The sequence below is a fragment of the Pedobacter miscanthi genome (assembly GCF_032678605.1).
In the GTDB taxonomy this organism is placed as follows: domain Bacteria; phylum Bacteroidota; class Bacteroidia; order Sphingobacteriales; family Sphingobacteriaceae; genus Pedobacter; species Pedobacter miscanthi_A.
In genome coordinates, this window is the sequence record NZ_JAVTSU010000001.1 from 282295 (window position 1) to 297579 (window position 15285).

11 protein-coding genes are annotated in these 15285 nt (G+C 38.0%); 9 read left to right on the forward strand and 2 right to left on the reverse strand.

Translation table 11 applies throughout. The features are described from left to right. Nucleotides 1-137 precede the first annotated feature (137 nt). Complete coding sequence (locus tag R2R28_RS01020) at nucleotides 138-1358, reverse strand: glycoside hydrolase family 88 protein (protein WP_316823840.1); 1221 nt, start codon at nucleotides 1356-1358, stop codon at nucleotides 138-140. A gap of 506 nt (nucleotides 1359-1864) precedes the next feature. On the opposite strand from R2R28_RS01020, the gene R2R28_RS01025 reads away from it, so the two are divergent. Beyond that, entirely contained in the window at nucleotides 1865-2836 is a 972-nt protein-coding gene (locus R2R28_RS01025; RefSeq protein ID WP_316823841.1) for an ROK family protein, read from the forward strand. Beyond that, a complete protein-coding gene (locus tag R2R28_RS01030; RefSeq protein ID WP_316823842.1) occupies nucleotides 2823-4082 on the forward strand; it encodes an MFS transporter in 1260 nt (419 codons plus the stop codon). The genes R2R28_RS01025 and R2R28_RS01030 overlap by 14 nt, the downstream gene beginning before the upstream one ends. 239 nt (nucleotides 4083-4321) lie before the next feature. On the opposite strand, the gene R2R28_RS01035 is transcribed toward R2R28_RS01030, so the two are convergent. Then, nucleotides 4322-4732: a hypothetical protein gene (locus tag R2R28_RS01035; protein WP_316823843.1), complete on the reverse strand. Its 411-nt coding sequence runs from the start codon at nucleotides 4730-4732 to the stop codon at nucleotides 4322-4324. Between the two features lie 357 nt (nucleotides 4733-5089). Here R2R28_RS01035 and R2R28_RS01040 point away from each other — a divergent pair, with 357 nt between their 5' ends. From R2R28_RS01040 to R2R28_RS01070, 7 genes are all read left to right on the forward strand, one after another. Continuing rightward, entirely contained in the window at nucleotides 5090-5641 is a 552-nt protein-coding gene (locus R2R28_RS01040) for a helix-turn-helix transcriptional regulator (protein WP_316823844.1), read from the forward strand. 679 nt (nucleotides 5642-6320) lie between these two features. Further along, the gene (locus R2R28_RS01045) at nucleotides 6321-7043 is read left to right on the forward strand and encodes a ferritin-like domain-containing protein (protein ID WP_316823845.1); all 723 of its coding nucleotides are present in this window, start codon (nucleotides 6321-6323) and stop codon (nucleotides 7041-7043) included. An 11-nt stretch (nucleotides 7044-7054) separates the two neighbouring features. After that, nucleotides 7055-7999, forward strand: coding sequence for a ferritin-like domain-containing protein (locus R2R28_RS01050; protein ID WP_316823846.1), 945 nt, complete (start codon nucleotides 7055-7057; stop codon nucleotides 7997-7999). Between the two features lie 15 nt (nucleotides 8000-8014). Further along, entirely contained in the window at nucleotides 8015-11161 is a 3147-nt protein-coding gene (locus R2R28_RS01055; RefSeq protein WP_316823847.1) for a TonB-dependent receptor, read from the forward strand. A gap of 9 nt (nucleotides 11162-11170) precedes the next feature. Further along, nucleotides 11171-13243, forward strand: coding sequence for a RagB/SusD family nutrient uptake outer membrane protein (locus R2R28_RS01060; RefSeq protein WP_316823848.1), 2073 nt, complete (start codon nucleotides 11171-11173; stop codon nucleotides 13241-13243). Nucleotides 13244-13266: 23 nt separating this feature from the next. Continuing rightward, nucleotides 13267-13617: a hypothetical protein gene (locus R2R28_RS01065; protein ID WP_316823849.1), complete on the forward strand. Its 351-nt coding sequence runs from the start codon at nucleotides 13267-13269 to the stop codon at nucleotides 13615-13617. A 193-nt stretch (nucleotides 13618-13810) separates the two neighbouring features. Next, nucleotides 13811-15271 carry an alpha-L-fucosidase gene (locus R2R28_RS01070; RefSeq protein ID WP_316823850.1) on the forward strand — a complete coding sequence of 487 codons (1461 nt, stop codon included), beginning with the start codon at nucleotides 13811-13813 and terminating at the stop codon, nucleotides 15269-15271. Nucleotides 15272-15285: the final 14 nt, after the last annotated feature.

Below are 15285 nucleotides of genomic sequence, written 5' to 3' on the forward strand. Positions count from 1 at the left end.
TTTCTAAGTCATTCTCATATGTAAGCTTTAATCTACTATTGCAAAGGGTAACCTGGTTGTATTCAATATTAAATGTTGGATAAAATTATCTCAATTTAAGTAAAACGCATAAACCTCTTAAAAAAAACAGACGAAGACTATGATTTTACCAACTGTTTCAGATTTATTTTTTTAATCGCTATATATCTTTTTAAAGCCTCTAAGTAATAATAATCTGCATAATCTATGGCTGTATCTATTTCGGAGTTATATAACATCGCCCCGGTACTGTGTTTTAAGATAAAGTATTTATTTTCGTCTGGTTTGGCTAAATACTGATCAGAAGAAAGTGATTTTAGAATATCTTCGGCATAAGTAAAATATTTCTGGCCATCCTTTACCTGCGTACTCAAATCAAGCAGGGCTGAGGCAATTACAGCTGCAGCAGAGGCATCCCGTGGTGCGCGTTCATCTTCCTCTAATGCATTATGCACATCATAATCCCATACCGGTATCTTGTCTTTCGGTGTACGTGGGTGGTTCATAATAAATTTGGCAATATTTTCTGCCTGTGCTAAAAATGCTGGATTTTTGGTGTTTTCAAAACACATGGTATAGCCATATAAACCCCAGGCCTGACCTCTTGCCCAGGCAGATTCGTTTGTTAAACCCTGGTGAGTTGCTTTACGGAGTACTTTTCCGGTAGCGGGATCATAATCTACCACATGGTAAGAACTAAAATCTTTCCTGAAATGATTTTTTATCGTAGTAGTTGCATGCGTTGAAGCTATAGTAGCATACGCCGGTTTGTTAAATTCTTTGCTCGACCAGTATAAATATTCCAGGTTGATCATATTGTCGATAATTACCGGATAGTGCCACCACGAAAAATCCCATGATCTAATCACACCAATTTTTGGATTGAAACGGGCAGCAAGATTTTTGGCGCCCTCCTCTAATGCAGGTAAGTAGGTTTTATCTTGTGTAATTCTATAGGCATTACCATAGGAGCAAAAAAGCATAAAACCAAGATCGTGGGTATTGGTAATATGGCGTGCCGAATCTAAAGCTAATGTAAATGCTTTAGCCTTTTCTGCTAATTTTTTGTCTCCGGTAAGTTCATAGCCATACCAAAGCGATCCTGGAAAGAAACCTGTGGTCCAATCGGTAACACCGGCAGTTCTCACTGTTCCATTCGGATTAATCGACCTTGGGTTTTGACCAGGTTTATAGGTTTCTGCCGCTTTATTTAACTGAAATGCAATTACATCTGTGGCTTTCTTTAGCCAGTTTAAGGGCGGGTGATCTTGTACCGGGGCAGCGTAACATTTAAATACAAGTGTGGCGGCTACCACTACTAAGCAAAAAGCTTTTCTCATCGTGTTTTGATTTGAATCTTTGATATTTTTAATGATTGTTTTGTAAAGTGAAATTAGGAGAGTACAAGCAGAAACACTTTTGATTATTACCAGAAATATTTAGAATTTGGTTAAAGCTTAATTTTTTTCGGACTTGTACCGTACATCAGCTTATTGTTGCCTTTTTATAGTATATTGACATGATAATTAATCAATATTGAAATATTTTGAGTAGAGATCTAACGAATCAAAACTTTAGGTATTTTATTTTAGCCCATATTAAAATAGAATAATATGTTGCTCACAAACTTAAAATACAGCGTATCCGGATTTTTATCTTCGAAGCTTTTTTGTATGGGCAGCCCGTGGGCAGAAACAAACAAAATACCCAATAAATTAATGATTATGTGTGGCAATAATTTTGGCAACATCACAATTGTTACGGCAATAGTGCAGTGTGTGGCGGGGTAGGTAAAGAGCCACATCCATTAAAGAAATGTAAAAGAGATTTAACCTAGATTCAATTTATGATTACCTTAAATAATACTGAAATGTACCAATCTTATGCCATCGGAATTGATGTTGGCGGTTCTTCGCTTAAATGTGGTGTAGTAAACCATCATGGTGAAATTTTATATTCCACCATCATATCTTTAAAAAACGCAAAAACCCAGGGGGCAATTATTGCACTTATTGTAGAGGCGATTCAAACCTGTGCTAAAAAGTTTAAAAATCCTATCCTTGGTGTTGGAATTGGGTTTCCCGGAATTATTTATAACAATAAAATTATTGCTGGTGCCGATAATTTACCTGGTTTTAAACAATTGGCGCTTGGCGAAATTTTACAAGATGTAACCCGTTACAATATTGTAATGGATAACGATGCCAATTTGATGGGGCTTGGTGAGATGACTTATGGTGCTGCCAAAGATTGTAGTGATGTAGTTTTTCTTACCGTAGGTACAGGTATTGGTGGTGCAGTGATGATTGATAGTAAACTTTATGGTGGATTTAGAAATCGTGGTACAGAGTTAGGTCATATCGTAGTACAGCACAACGGTATCGCCTGTGCATGTGGCGGTAAGGGGTGTTTAGAAGCCTATGCTTCAGTTACTGCCTTATTAAACCATTATCAGTTTATCCATCCGGCTTTATCTGAAATGGAAAATATTGATGGAAAATACATTGTAGAAAAATACCTGGCTGGAGAAGAATATGCAGTTAAGGCTATGGAGTTGCATTTCGATTACCTGGCTACAGGAATTATTAGTTTCATTAACATATTCAGCCCGCAAAAAATAGTAATCGGAGGGGGGATAAGTGAAGCCGGTGCTTTTTATAGCAGAGAAATAGAGCGAAGAATAAAAACTTTAGCCGTTCCAATCACCTCCACAGATTCATTGGTGGTTTCGGCTAAATTGGGCAATAAAGCCGGGTTATTGGGTTGTGCTGCTCATGTTTTTCAAAAATTCAAAGCATTTGATTATGCCCCGAAATAGTTTTCTTGTAGGAATGATCCTGGTCATTTGGTTCGTGATCTCTTTTGTTACCAATATTTTAGGCCCGCTAATGCCTATTATTATACAAACCTACAAACTCAGCTTAACCATGGCGGCATTTTTGCCGTTTTCGTTCTTTTTGGCTTATGGTATTATGTCTATTCCCGCTGGGATTATGATCGAAAGCATTGGTGAAAAAAAATCTATCTTAATTGCTTTCTCCCTGAATTTAGCGGGGGCTTTGGCTTTTGCATTTTATCCAACTTATAGCATCGCATTGGGTTCACTGTTTACCATTGGCATTGGTATGGCTATGTTACAGGTTATTATCAACCCTTTAATGCGTACTGCCGGAGGTGAAGAAAATTTCGCCTTTTACTCCGTTATGGCGCAGCTGGTTTTTGGGCTGGCTTCATTTATCAGTCCTTTTGTTTTTACAGGTTTATTAAAGAAACTACAACCCGGACAGGATAATTTATTCACATCAATATTCGATAAACTGATTAACAATGAATTAAACTGGACAGTAATGTACTGGTTATTTAGCGCAATATTCATTTTGATGCTCGTGGTGATCGCCATGATTAAAATGCCTGTTGTAAAATTAAAAGATGATGAAAAAACAGGTACAGCTATCGTTTACTTCGATTTACTTAAAAAAAGAGAAGTTTGGCTGTTTTTTCTTGGCATTATCGCTTACGTGGGTACCGAACAATCTTTAGCCAATTGGATGTCGCAGTTTTTAAAAGCCTACCATCAGCTCGATCCTGGCGGTGAAGGTGCAAGTGCGGTTGCATGGTTCTGGGGTTTAATGACCCTGGGCTGCTTGCTTGGATTAGTTATTTTAAAGTTATGGGATTCAAAAGTGGTATTAAAGGTTGCCTGTATATTGAGTATAATAACAATTACCTGTGCCCTATTCGGAAATAAAGACCTCGCATTATTGGCTTTCCCCACTGCCGGTTTTACCATTTCGGTTATGTTTTCTATCGTATTTTCTCTGGCTTTAAACTCTATACCTAAAAATCACGGGTCATTTTCGGGTATTTTATGCTCCGGTATTTTTGGCGGTGCTTTGGTGCCGCTTATTATCGGTTCGTTAGGCGATTGGATTGGTTTACGTTATGCCATGTTGTTTTTATATGTTACACTGGGTTATATTCTCTTTTTGGCTTATTATGCCAAACCTATCGTTAATAATAAAACCGTTGAGCTTAAAAATATTTTTAGTGGGGCTAATGTTTAGCAGTTTTATGTTAAATAAAGTGCTAAAAAGATCCTGAAAAGTGTTTGAGATAGATTTGGAGATTACAGCAATGCCTTTAATTTATCATTTAAAGAATACAAGGACACACAAGTTATGTTAATGAATTTTTTATGTTTAAAAAACGGCTTTAATTTTCACTAAAAAAGAGGTTGATCATGTTTGAAAACATGAATACAACTTCTTTCTATTATAGAGTGGGATGATTTATTGGGGTGATATTAAAGCTCAGCTTTTCGCGTTTGTATGGCTGCCACAAAAGCAGTAGCTTCTTCAAGCTCTTTCAAAATCCGGGCAAAGTTAAACTCTTTTTCTAAAAGTGTAATAGCCCCATAGCTGGTTTTACGGTTATTTAATAAAAAGAGACTATACTCTAATCTTTTTTGTTTTTTAATGTTATCCAACCTGGTTGGCCCTTCAGGTAAACTTGCTAAAACAATGTTTATGGCATCTAGTTCGGCCTGTACCAAGGTAATTTCAGATGATACCTCAATGGTAGTTTCAGCATATTTTTTTTGTTGGCGCTCTAAAGAAATTTTTTGGAATGCCAGGTCGTCATTCTCTTTTTGGATTAAGTTTAATAGTTCGTCGCAGTCGGCTGCGCTTGTTAATGTGCTTACAGAATAATTCATCCCATGTAAAGTTTAAAGGTTATAAATTGTTTAATTGTAGTAATACTATACATAAAAAATAATTTTTTGTATATATTTAATGATTTTTAATTGTATAATTAAAATTACAGATAAAGTTGCTAAAGTTTTTTATTTAAGGTTTTTATCTGATCTATAGGGATAGGATAGAAAAAAAATAGATGGCTAAACGTTGGTTTTATTTACTATGAAGGCATTTTGTGACACATTTTTATGTGACCTAAAAAAGTGTCACATAAAAATTTGTCACAACTTTGTGGGCAAATTTTAACGGGCATAAAAAAGTGTCACAACAAAAACAGTCACAACTCTGCTTAAAATAATAACTGGTTAACATAAATGAAACAGATAAGGGAAAAATTAGGGCTTTCGCAAAATGAAATGGGGGCTTTACTGGGCATGCCAAGAAGTTCGGCCGGTATGTACGAGATCGGTTCGCGCGCTTTGAGCAACAGCCAGCTTGCTTTGCTTTCGAAGATCGAATTGTTGTTGCAGGCTAAGCTCGAAATAAAGCCTTTCGAAAAAATTAAGATTAAAGCCCACCAGGATACAGCTGCTATGATCAGAAAAATGGAACAACGAATTGAAAAGGCTGCATTTAACTGTTTAAAACTGAAACGGAAATTAACCACGTTGAAAGATAATGATGCAAAAACACAATTATTATGGGCCGTTATTACCCAGTTAAAACTAGAAACACCTGAATCTACACAATTAATGGCCTATTTAAATCTGCTTGAGATAAGTTGTTTGGAGAAGATAGACAACTGTGGTCCTCATCAGCAGGCTGAAATAATGTTTCGGATCAAAATGTTAGAACTGGAACAAGAGGCTGCTCAGCTAATTATTGATGAAGCTAAAGCAAGCTTATACCATTATATTGAAAAGTAAAATAATATTGCTACCAGCAAAATGATCACTTTATCCACCAGAAAGCGTTGAGACTGAGTATTTTTTCTTACACTATAATGGTAACTATTAATTATAAGATTGCCTCGAAGTGCAATTTGTTTTATTTAAGCATTTTTAACCACTGGTGCACACTGGTAAATACAGGTTTTTATATCAATGGCTTTCCATTTGTGGTTAATTAGGTTTACCTGTACCCAGCTTTTAAGATTAGCTTCACTAAGCATTGCGCAGTATTCATTTGTGCGGGAATGACAGGAAATACGATACCAGGCACTGCACGGCACTTCTGATTGCCGTTTATTTGTAGTATTTATAAGGTTGTTTAGTTTGCTTTTTGAAGCGTTTGTTTTTTAGAATTTAGTGTTGAAAGTGCCCAATACAGCTCAAATAAGAGATGTTAGCCAAATTTGATAGTATTTTAAACAAATTCAAAACTCTTTTTTTAAAGTGATTGCTAAATTCGTTACTGTTTGATAAGGGAGATATTTATGGAGACGGATTTAACCACTGCGACTAAAACTTCATTGATCATTCAGACTAACCAAAATCTAAAAGGTTTAAAGAAAAATAAATAATTATTCATATCGATAAATAATCCACATGGAATTAACTATCGATAAAAAAATGTGACTAACCAAAATTATAACCAACTAACAAAATGAATAAGAATAATCCTGAAATTCTAGTAGAGAAAGATTCTCTTTCAGCTAAATTTATGCAAAGGAGGGAGTTCTTGCAACTCGCCGGTGCTGCTGCACTAACCACTACAGTAATAAGCTGTAAAAGAGAAGACTTTAATAATCCCACTACACCAGCCATCAATACCGATAATACGATTGATCTGGGTAAGGATATTGGGCTATTGAATTATATTTATGCGTTAGAGCAATTGGAAGCAGCTTTTTATATAAAAGTAATGGAGAACATTCCGGCAACATTTTCAGATTTAGAAAAACAATATTTGCAAGAAATTGGACAGCATGAGTTAACGCACCGCGAATTTTTTAAACGTTATCTTGGTGTTGCTGCTATAGGTACTTTAGAATTTGATTTTTCTGCTACCAATTTCACAACCAGGGAAGGGGTGCTTGGCACCGCTAAAACAATTGAAGATCTTGGCGTAGCTGCTTATAACGGTGTAATTGCAAAAGCACAGGAATTAGCAACTATTGTTTTGGCGGGTCAGATCTCATCGATAGAGGCAAGGCATGCAGCATGGTTTAGAAACTTAGTTAGTGCTAACAGCGCATCCGATTTAAATGATCTTGCTTTACTTGGTGCAGTAGCAGCCAATGGTTTAGATGTTTCACTTCCTCCAGCAAAGGTATTGGAGCAGGTTTCGAAAATCATTAAAACTAAACTTAATATCATCAACCGCTAACCAAACCCAATATGGATATTCAAAATATACTAAACGAGATAGAAAAATTAGATGGAGAAGTTTACGAACGCCTGAATCCGCGTCGTAATGCCATGAAAGATTTTTTTAACATCAGTAAGAAAATTTCCATGGCGGCATTGCCTTTGGCTTTGGGTGCTATGTTTCAAAAAGCTTATGGACAAACAACAGCTCCATCGCCAGTTGTTAACGCGCTAAATTTAGCTTTAGGACTGGAATACATGGAGTACGAACTGTATAATTATGCGGTTACCAATGCATCAACCATGTTGCCTGCTAATGTTGTTCCTGTTATTACCGCAATCAGAAATCACGAAAAAGCACATATAGATTTATTGGTGCAAACCATAACCGCCTTAAACGGAACACCCCGTATAGCAATTCCATTTTCAGAGATTGATACGAGACGTGGAACTACCTTGCCGGCTTTTGGTGCTACTATTGCTATTAATTACCCTACTTTCTTAAAACTAGCCATGGTATTTGAAGATTTAGGCGTAAGGGCTTATAAAGGCCAGTTTGAGTTTTTAAGAACAAACAATACCGTATTATCAACTGCAGCACAAATACATACTGTTGAAGCCAGGCATTCGGCACAAATCAGACAGTTAATTACAGCATACCCTGTAACTGATCCAGCTACCTTAGCGTTTGTGAGACCGTGGGTAGGCTACCGTAGAAATGCTGCCGGAGTGATTGATCCTTTAACTGCAAACGATTCAGGAATAAGCGGCCTAAGTGCAGCTTACGAAAATAAAAATGAGACCAATACCACTCAGGCTGGATTTGAATTAATTGGGCTAAACGGCGTAAAAGAGATCACAAGTGTTGTTGCTTCAGAATCTTTTGATGAACCTATGCCAAGGGCCAGTGTAATAACATATGCCAACGGTTTTATTAAAAATGGCACTACCACAAGTATTTACCGTTTCACATAAATTATAAAAAAAAACATGAAAAAATTTTTATTATATATCTTATGCCTCCTGAGCTTTCAGATTTCTTATGCCCAGGAAATTATTACGGTAAAAGGTACCGTAAAAGATGCTAAAGAACAGCCTATACCGGGAGCTACAATTTCTGAAAAGGGTAAAGCCAATGCTGTAATTACTGATAATAATGGTAACTATCAGATTAAGGTTAGCAAAGATGCGGCACTGGTTTTTAAATACCTGGGTACTAAAACGGTTGAGCGTAAAGTAGAAGGAAGAACAACCATAAGCGTGATATTGGTTGATGAGGCCAATAGCCTGAATGATGTGGTTGTTGTAGGATACGGTCAAACTACCCGCAGGGGAGATTTAACAGGAGCCATATCATCTGTTAAGGGTGAAGAAATTGCGAAAACGCCTATTCAAAACGTTGCACAGGCTTTACAGGGCCGTGTTGCAGGGCTTCAAATATCAATGCCGGATGGTACTCCGGGTGCAACACCAAGCATTACTTTACGTGGTGGAATGTCTATTACACAAAGTAACGAACCATTATATGTGGTAGATGGTGTGCCTCAAACTGATGGTCTGGCATTTTTAGATCCAACAGATATTGAATCGGTAGATGTGATGAAAGATGCGTCTTCTACTTCTATTTATGGCGCCAGAGGTGCAAATGGAGTAATATTAATTACTACGAAAAAAATCAGGGCTGGGAAAATCAGAATTAGCTACGATAATTATATAGGCGTAAAAGCCATTACCCGGGAACTGCCTTTGTTTAACAGTTATGAGTATGCCCTGGCACAATATGAAGTAGCGGCAAATTCTACTAACGCAACAGTGATTGATAAAATTACCAAAGCTTACGGGCCTTTTGCAGACCTTCAGAAAAATTTTCTGAACAGGCCAGGCAACAATTACCAGGACTTGTTACTTGGAAAAAATGCCATGAACCAATATCATAAATTCAGCTTTAGTGGTGGAAGTAATGAAACCCAGTTTAATGCTTTTTACTCACATAATCAAGATGAAGGTATTATGGTGGGAAGTGGTTCGGATAAAGACATCGCCAAACTTACCCTTACCCATAACCTGAACAATAAGCTAACGGTAAGCGCAATTGTAAACTATTCTAACCAGAAAACTACTGGTATAGGTACAAACGACGGTGGTAATACCCGCTTAAGTTTTCTTCAAAATGTATTGCAGTACAGGCCAATTATTGGTTTGGTTGGTTCGGATGAGGATTTGCTAAGCGGCAATATAGATCCTTTAGATCCCAACCCGAGTTCTCCAACCTTTCAGGATCCTGTTACTGCAGCTCAAAGTAGTTTAAGGGAGCGCAGGCAGCGCTCATTAAATATGAACGCTACTTTACAATATAAGTTCTTAAAAAATCTAACTTATCGTGGATTGGTAAGCTACTCTGATAACGGAGATAAAACCAAAGAGTTTACAGAGGCTGCCTCTGCTGTTGCCATACGTTCTGGCGGCCCTTTTGGTGCAATTAGGCAAAGTGTGTCAACCAGATTTAATTATAACAATACCTTAACCTATGCCAATACTTTTGCTAAAGACCATAAATTGGATGTTACACTAGGCCAGGAATATATTTACAATTATAACGAAGGGCTTTCCTTCAGGGCATCCGCATTTCCTACTGAAAATTTAGGTTGGGACAATTTTGGTTTTGCAACACTTTCTGATATTCCTGTTACCTCAGCTGAAGACGATAAAATGCTTTCTTTCTTTGGTAGGGCAAACTATTCTTATAAAGGTAAATATTTGTTAACAAGTAGTTTGCGTTATGATGGTTCGTCGAAATTTGGACCAGAAAACAGGTGGGGAGTGTTTCCTTCCGTTGCAGTAGCCTGGAAAATTATAAACGAAGATTTTATGAAGTCTTTTAAAAATCTTTCTGAGTTGAAATTGAGGTTTAGTTATGGTGTTGCCGGAAATAACAGGATTGATAACTATTTAGCCCTCGGTACGTTTGGTAACCTGAGTTACCCTTTAAAAAACCAACCCGTAATCGGTGTAGGATTAAATGCTTTATCTAACCCGGCCCTGAAATGGGAAGCATTACAAAGCACCAATCTAGGCCTGGATATAGGGTTGTTTAAACAACGCATTACCATGACTGCAGAATTATATAATAACAAATCGAAAGATTTATTATATAGGTCACGTATTCCGGCAAGTTCTGGTTTCGCCACGCAACTGCGTAATATTGGCTCTACTTCAAGTAAAGGTTTAGAACTTACCCTAAATACGGTAAATGTAGCCAGTAAAAATTTTAGCTGGAACAGTACCCTAAACTTCGCTTTCAATAAAACAAAGGTATTGGAACTTAGTGATAATGAATCTTCAATGGTGGTGCCTAGTTATACAACCACTAATGACTATATTCTACAGGTGGGTGAATCGGTTGGTAACATGTACGGCTGGGTTCAGGATGGATTGTACCAGGTTTCAGATTTTAACTACGATCCAACTACAAATGTTTATACCTTAAAAAGTGGCGTGGTTACGGATGCAGTAACACCAAGGCCTGGTTTTTTGAAATATAAAGATTTGAACGGTGACGGTAAAATTGATAATAATGACAGGACAATATTGGGGAACGGTAACCCTAAATTTACCGGCGGTTTAAACAACACCTTCAGTTATAAAGGTATTGATCTGAGCGTGTTCATTAACTTCGTTACAGGGAATAAGGTGTATAATGCCAACAGGCTGAATATGCAGATCATTGGCGAGTATGGTAATGCTTTTTCTTATCAAAGCAATAGATGGACAACCATTAACGCCAACGGACAGCTTGCTACTCCAGCCGAGCAGGAAGCCTTGAACCAGGGTAAAACCATTCCACGTACAATTGGCAGTACTGATCGGCGTTTGTATGATCAGATGGTAGAGGATGGATCTTTCTTAAGGATCAACAATGTAAGTTTAGGCTATACATTTCCAAAACGTTGGTTAAGTGCAGTCAAAATAGATAGATTAAGGATTTATGTTACAGCCTATAATCTCTATGTATTTTCAAAATATTCAGGTTATGATCCAGAGGTTAGTGCGATTAGAGGTGCACTTACACCATCTGTAGATTTTAGTGCTTATCCAAGGGCAAGATCAATTGTAGCAGGACTTAATGTATCATTATAAGAAATCATTATGAAAAGAAATTTAATTAATAATAGCTTTTTAGTTGGCATTTTATGCTTAACACTTGCAGCATCATCTTGCAAGAAAGCACTTGAAGCAGATCCTTATTCTTCATTCACAAGTGCCAATTTTTTCGAGAACGAAAATCAGGCTTACATGGCCACATTAGGCATTTACCAATCACTTGGTACCCAGGCAACCTATGCCTGGTACGTTAATGCTGTTTATGATAATGATACCGATATTTCTCAAATAGACGGCTCGGTTGACGTTAACCCATGGCGAGCACTTCCACACTATGCAATCACCAAAGAAAGTGCAGCGCTCGATCAAACCTGGGTTGCACTCAATCAAGGGGTAGACAGGGCCAACGTGGTAATTTCCCAAATTCCGCAAATGAGTACTTATACCAATGGTACCGATGCTCAAAAAGCATCGCTTAACCGGATGTTGGGCGAGGCAAAATTTTTACGGGGTTATTGTTATTTCGATTTGGTAAGGCTCTTCGGTGATGTTCCCTTTAAACTTACTCCATCACAAGCTGGTGAGAATTTTGCAGTTGCCGGTACTGACAGGTATAAGATATATGAGCAGATTATAAAAGATATGAAAGAAGGTTCGGAATTGCTTCCTGCAACCTTACCTACCGATGAACGCATCAATAAATGGGGTGCCAAGGCAGTATTGGCCCGTGTTGCTTTGTATGCCGGTGGTTTCTCTTTACGCAATAAAGGTGGTGCTGGTGTAATGGAACAGCCTGCCAATTACAGAGATTATTATGTGTTGGCAAAAGAACAGCTTGATGCAGTAATTGGTAGTGGTATTTACAGTTTAAACCCAGATTTTACACAGGTGTTTAAAAATCAGAACCAATCTATACTGGAGCCTAAAGAAAGTTTGTTTGAAATTGCCATTTACAACCAGTATAACTCCAGCAGTGGTGGCAATACACTTGGTACTTTTACTGCGCCAAACGTAGCAACCGGGGTATATAAAAACACCAACGGCAGGGTACAAGTGATGAAACCGTTTTTCGATTGGTTTAATACAAAAGACCTGAGAAGAGATTTTAGTATTGCAACCTATACCATTGATGCTAACGGGATAAAATTACCATTGGTGGTATCTAGACAGGAAGAGCAGTGGAAAGTAGCCAAGTGGAGCAGGGAATACCAGGCAAACACAATTCAAGAGCAACAGAGTACCAATATCAATACGGTGTTGATGCGTTATTCGGATGTGCTGCTGATGCGCGCAGAGGTAGAGAACGAATTAAATGGTGGTCCGAATACTTTAGCCTACGATGCTATTAATGAGGTACGAAGACGTGGATTTGGCGTTAACAGTAATGGTAACAGTGTATCTATCCAGCTTACCTCTCCGGGTTCTGGTTATGTAACTTTGCCTAATTTTACCATAACAGGTGGTGGTGGAACAGGGGCTATCGGCAGTGCCAATTTAGTTACTACGAATGGTTCTTTAGGCCCGATTATCGCGGTTACCGGAGGTACAGGTTATCCTAATACCTTAAATGCAGGTTATGGATATACCAATGCACCAACTGTGGTGATCCCAACGCCATGGCCGGCTAATGTTAACAATTGGGCAGCCAATACGGATTACGCAGCAAATGCTTATGTAAAAAGCGGCAATAATTATTATCGTGTAACTGCAGCAGGAAAATCAAATGCTACGGCGCCTACACATACTACAGGAAATTCTACTGCGGCAGCAACCGGTGTAATATTTCAATATGCAAGCGCGGCCACTGCCGTAGCTACGATCTTGCCAAAACCAACCAATACAGATGCAGATTTACCATCGGGGTTAAGTAAACAGGCGTTTTTTGATGCTTTGACAAAAGAACGGGCATTCGAATTGTGTTTTGAAGGTACCAGACGAGGTGATTTAATCAGATGGAATTTATTGGGCAAAAATATTGCGTTAACGAAATCGATTATCCGGGCAAATTACACTTATTTGGCTTTCGATAATTTTAAAGCCAACCAGCACGAACTCTTTCCGTTCCCTGCAGCAGAAGTGGATGTTAACAAAGTTATTGTTCAAAACCCTGGCTATTAATATTAAGTATATAAATCAAAAAAATGATGAAAAAAGCACTTTTATTATTCGGCCTAATGTTGGCCACCACAGTAATTTTTGCGCAAAACAAGCCAAAAAGTATGAAAGAACTTCGCGATTCTGTATTTACAGAGATGAAGCTAAGTGATGAAAACAAGCAAAAAATGCATGATTTGATTGCAGAGGTCGGTAAAGCCAAAAAAGCGATATCGGAAGATGCTTCTTTAACGGATGAGCAAAAAAAGGAAAAGTTGAAAGCTTATGACAAAGAAAGAGCAATTAAAGAAAGTACCATTTTAACACCTGAGCAATCGCAAGCGTGGAAAGATTTTGCGACAAAATTAAGAGAGAAACAAAAAGCATCTAAACTGTAAATTTAAAATGATAAGCTTTATTTAAAGCTAGTTGCAAAATAATTTTTAACCTGAAAGGAGTCGCTAAATGTGGCTCCTTTTGTTTTTTACTCAAATTCTAAACTATTTTGGCGATATCCGAAAGTAGGTACGCATCGCTTATTTCTATATTAGTAACATCAATTAACCAATATAGACCTGTTAAAGTAACATCATGAAAATAAACATCAAACCAACATTGTTTATATTCTCTATTTTTTTTATAAGGTGTATTTCTTCGGTATTTGCCCAAACAACACCTCAGGCTAATACCGAAGATGCTAAAATGGCCTGGTGGCGCGAAGCCCGTTTAGGTATGTTTATCCACTTTGGTGTATATGCACAGTTTGGAGGGGTTTACCGTGGGCATGAGCAAATTGTAAAAAACGGCGAATGGTTAATGAACAGAATGAAGGTACCTGTGCAGGAATATAAAAATACTGCCCAGCATTTTAATCCCGCAAAATACAATGCCGAAGCCTGGGTGCAAATGGCTAAAAATGCAGGTATGAAATATATTGTAATTACCGCCAAACACCACGATGGGTTTGCCTTGTTTGATACCAAAGCAAGCAACTGGAGTATTGTTCAGGCATCGCCCTATGGCAAAGATATCATTAAACCATTGGCCGAAGCCTGCAAAAAGTATGGCATTAAGTTCGGGATTTATTATTCGCAATCGCAGGATTGGGTAAACCCAGGGGGGATAACAGGTCGCAGGGTAATGAAACAAGGTTGGCTAAACCCCGATAGTGCTAAAATTGATGCTTACACGCTGGCACACAAAGGCAGCTGGGACCCTTTACAGCAAAGCAAAACTTTTGATGATTATTTTAACCAGGTATCCTATCCGCAGGTAAAAGAATTGCTGAGCAATTATGGCGATATATCGGTTTTATGGTGGGATACACCAGGTGGATTATCTAAAGAGCAGGCAAAAAAAATGATTGATATGGCAAAAACCCTTCAACCAAATATGATTACCAATGATAGGTTGGGCGGCGGAAATACCGGCGATTACAAAACCCCGGAACAGAAAATACCTAACCTGGCCGAACTTGATGGTAAAGATTGGGAAACCTGTATGACCATGAACCGTACCTGGGGATACCGTACCGGCGACCATGAATGGAAATCGACAGAAGAACTGTTGCGTAATACGATTGATATTGCCTCAAAAGGAGGGAATTTTTTATTAAATGTTGGGCCTAAGCCAGATGGTACTTTTCCAAAGGAAAGTGTGGATCGCTTAAAAGAAATGGGCAAGTGGATGAAAAAATACGGTGAAGCCATTTATGGTACCCATACCAACCCGGTTGCCAATGTAGATTGGGGCAGGATTACCGCAAAAGACAATAAAAGTAATACCACTTTGTACCTATCAGTTTTTAACTGGCCAGCTAACGGTAAGCTGAAATTAGCAGGATTAAGCAATAAAGCTTTGAGCGCACAATTAACCGGTGATAACGTAAAACTGAAGTTAACACAAAATGATGCAGGTAGCCTAGAGATTGAAGGATTGCCTAATACTGCACCCGATAACATCGCATCGGTAATTACGATAAAACTGGATGGACTGGCTAAGAAAAAAGAATTTATACCTGAAAAGAAAATGAAAGCCGGATCGATAGATTAATAAGGATACAAACG

Excerpts from the sequence above, each read along its gene's own strand:
- R2R28_RS01020 (WP_316823840.1), bottom strand. The coding sequence starts at position 1,358 with ATGAGAAAAGCTTTTTGCTTAGTAGTGGTAGCCGCCACACTTGTATTT.
- R2R28_RS01025 (WP_316823841.1), top strand. The coding sequence starts at position 1,865 with ATGATTACCTTAAATAATACTGAAATGTACCAATCTTATGCCATCGGA.
- R2R28_RS01030 (WP_316823842.1), top strand. The coding sequence starts at position 2,823 with ATGCCCCGAAATAGTTTTCTTGTAGGAATGATCCTGGTCATTTGGTTC.
- R2R28_RS01035 (WP_316823843.1), bottom strand. The coding sequence starts at position 4,732 with ATGAATTATTCTGTAAGCACATTAACAAGCGCAGCCGACTGCGACGAA.
- R2R28_RS01040 (WP_316823844.1), top strand. The coding sequence starts at position 5,090 with ATGAAACAGATAAGGGAAAAATTAGGGCTTTCGCAAAATGAAATGGGG.
- R2R28_RS01045 (WP_316823845.1), top strand. The coding sequence starts at position 6,321 with ATGAATAAGAATAATCCTGAAATTCTAGTAGAGAAAGATTCTCTTTCA.
- R2R28_RS01050 (WP_316823846.1), top strand. The coding sequence starts at position 7,055 with ATGGATATTCAAAATATACTAAACGAGATAGAAAAATTAGATGGAGAA.
- R2R28_RS01055 (WP_316823847.1), top strand. The coding sequence starts at position 8,015 with ATGAAAAAATTTTTATTATATATCTTATGCCTCCTGAGCTTTCAGATT.
- R2R28_RS01060 (WP_316823848.1), top strand. The coding sequence starts at position 11,171 with ATGAAAAGAAATTTAATTAATAATAGCTTTTTAGTTGGCATTTTATGC.
- R2R28_RS01065 (WP_316823849.1), top strand. The coding sequence starts at position 13,267 with ATGATGAAAAAAGCACTTTTATTATTCGGCCTAATGTTGGCCACCACA.
- R2R28_RS01070 (WP_316823850.1), top strand. The coding sequence starts at position 13,811 with ATGAAAATAAACATCAAACCAACATTGTTTATATTCTCTATTTTTTTT.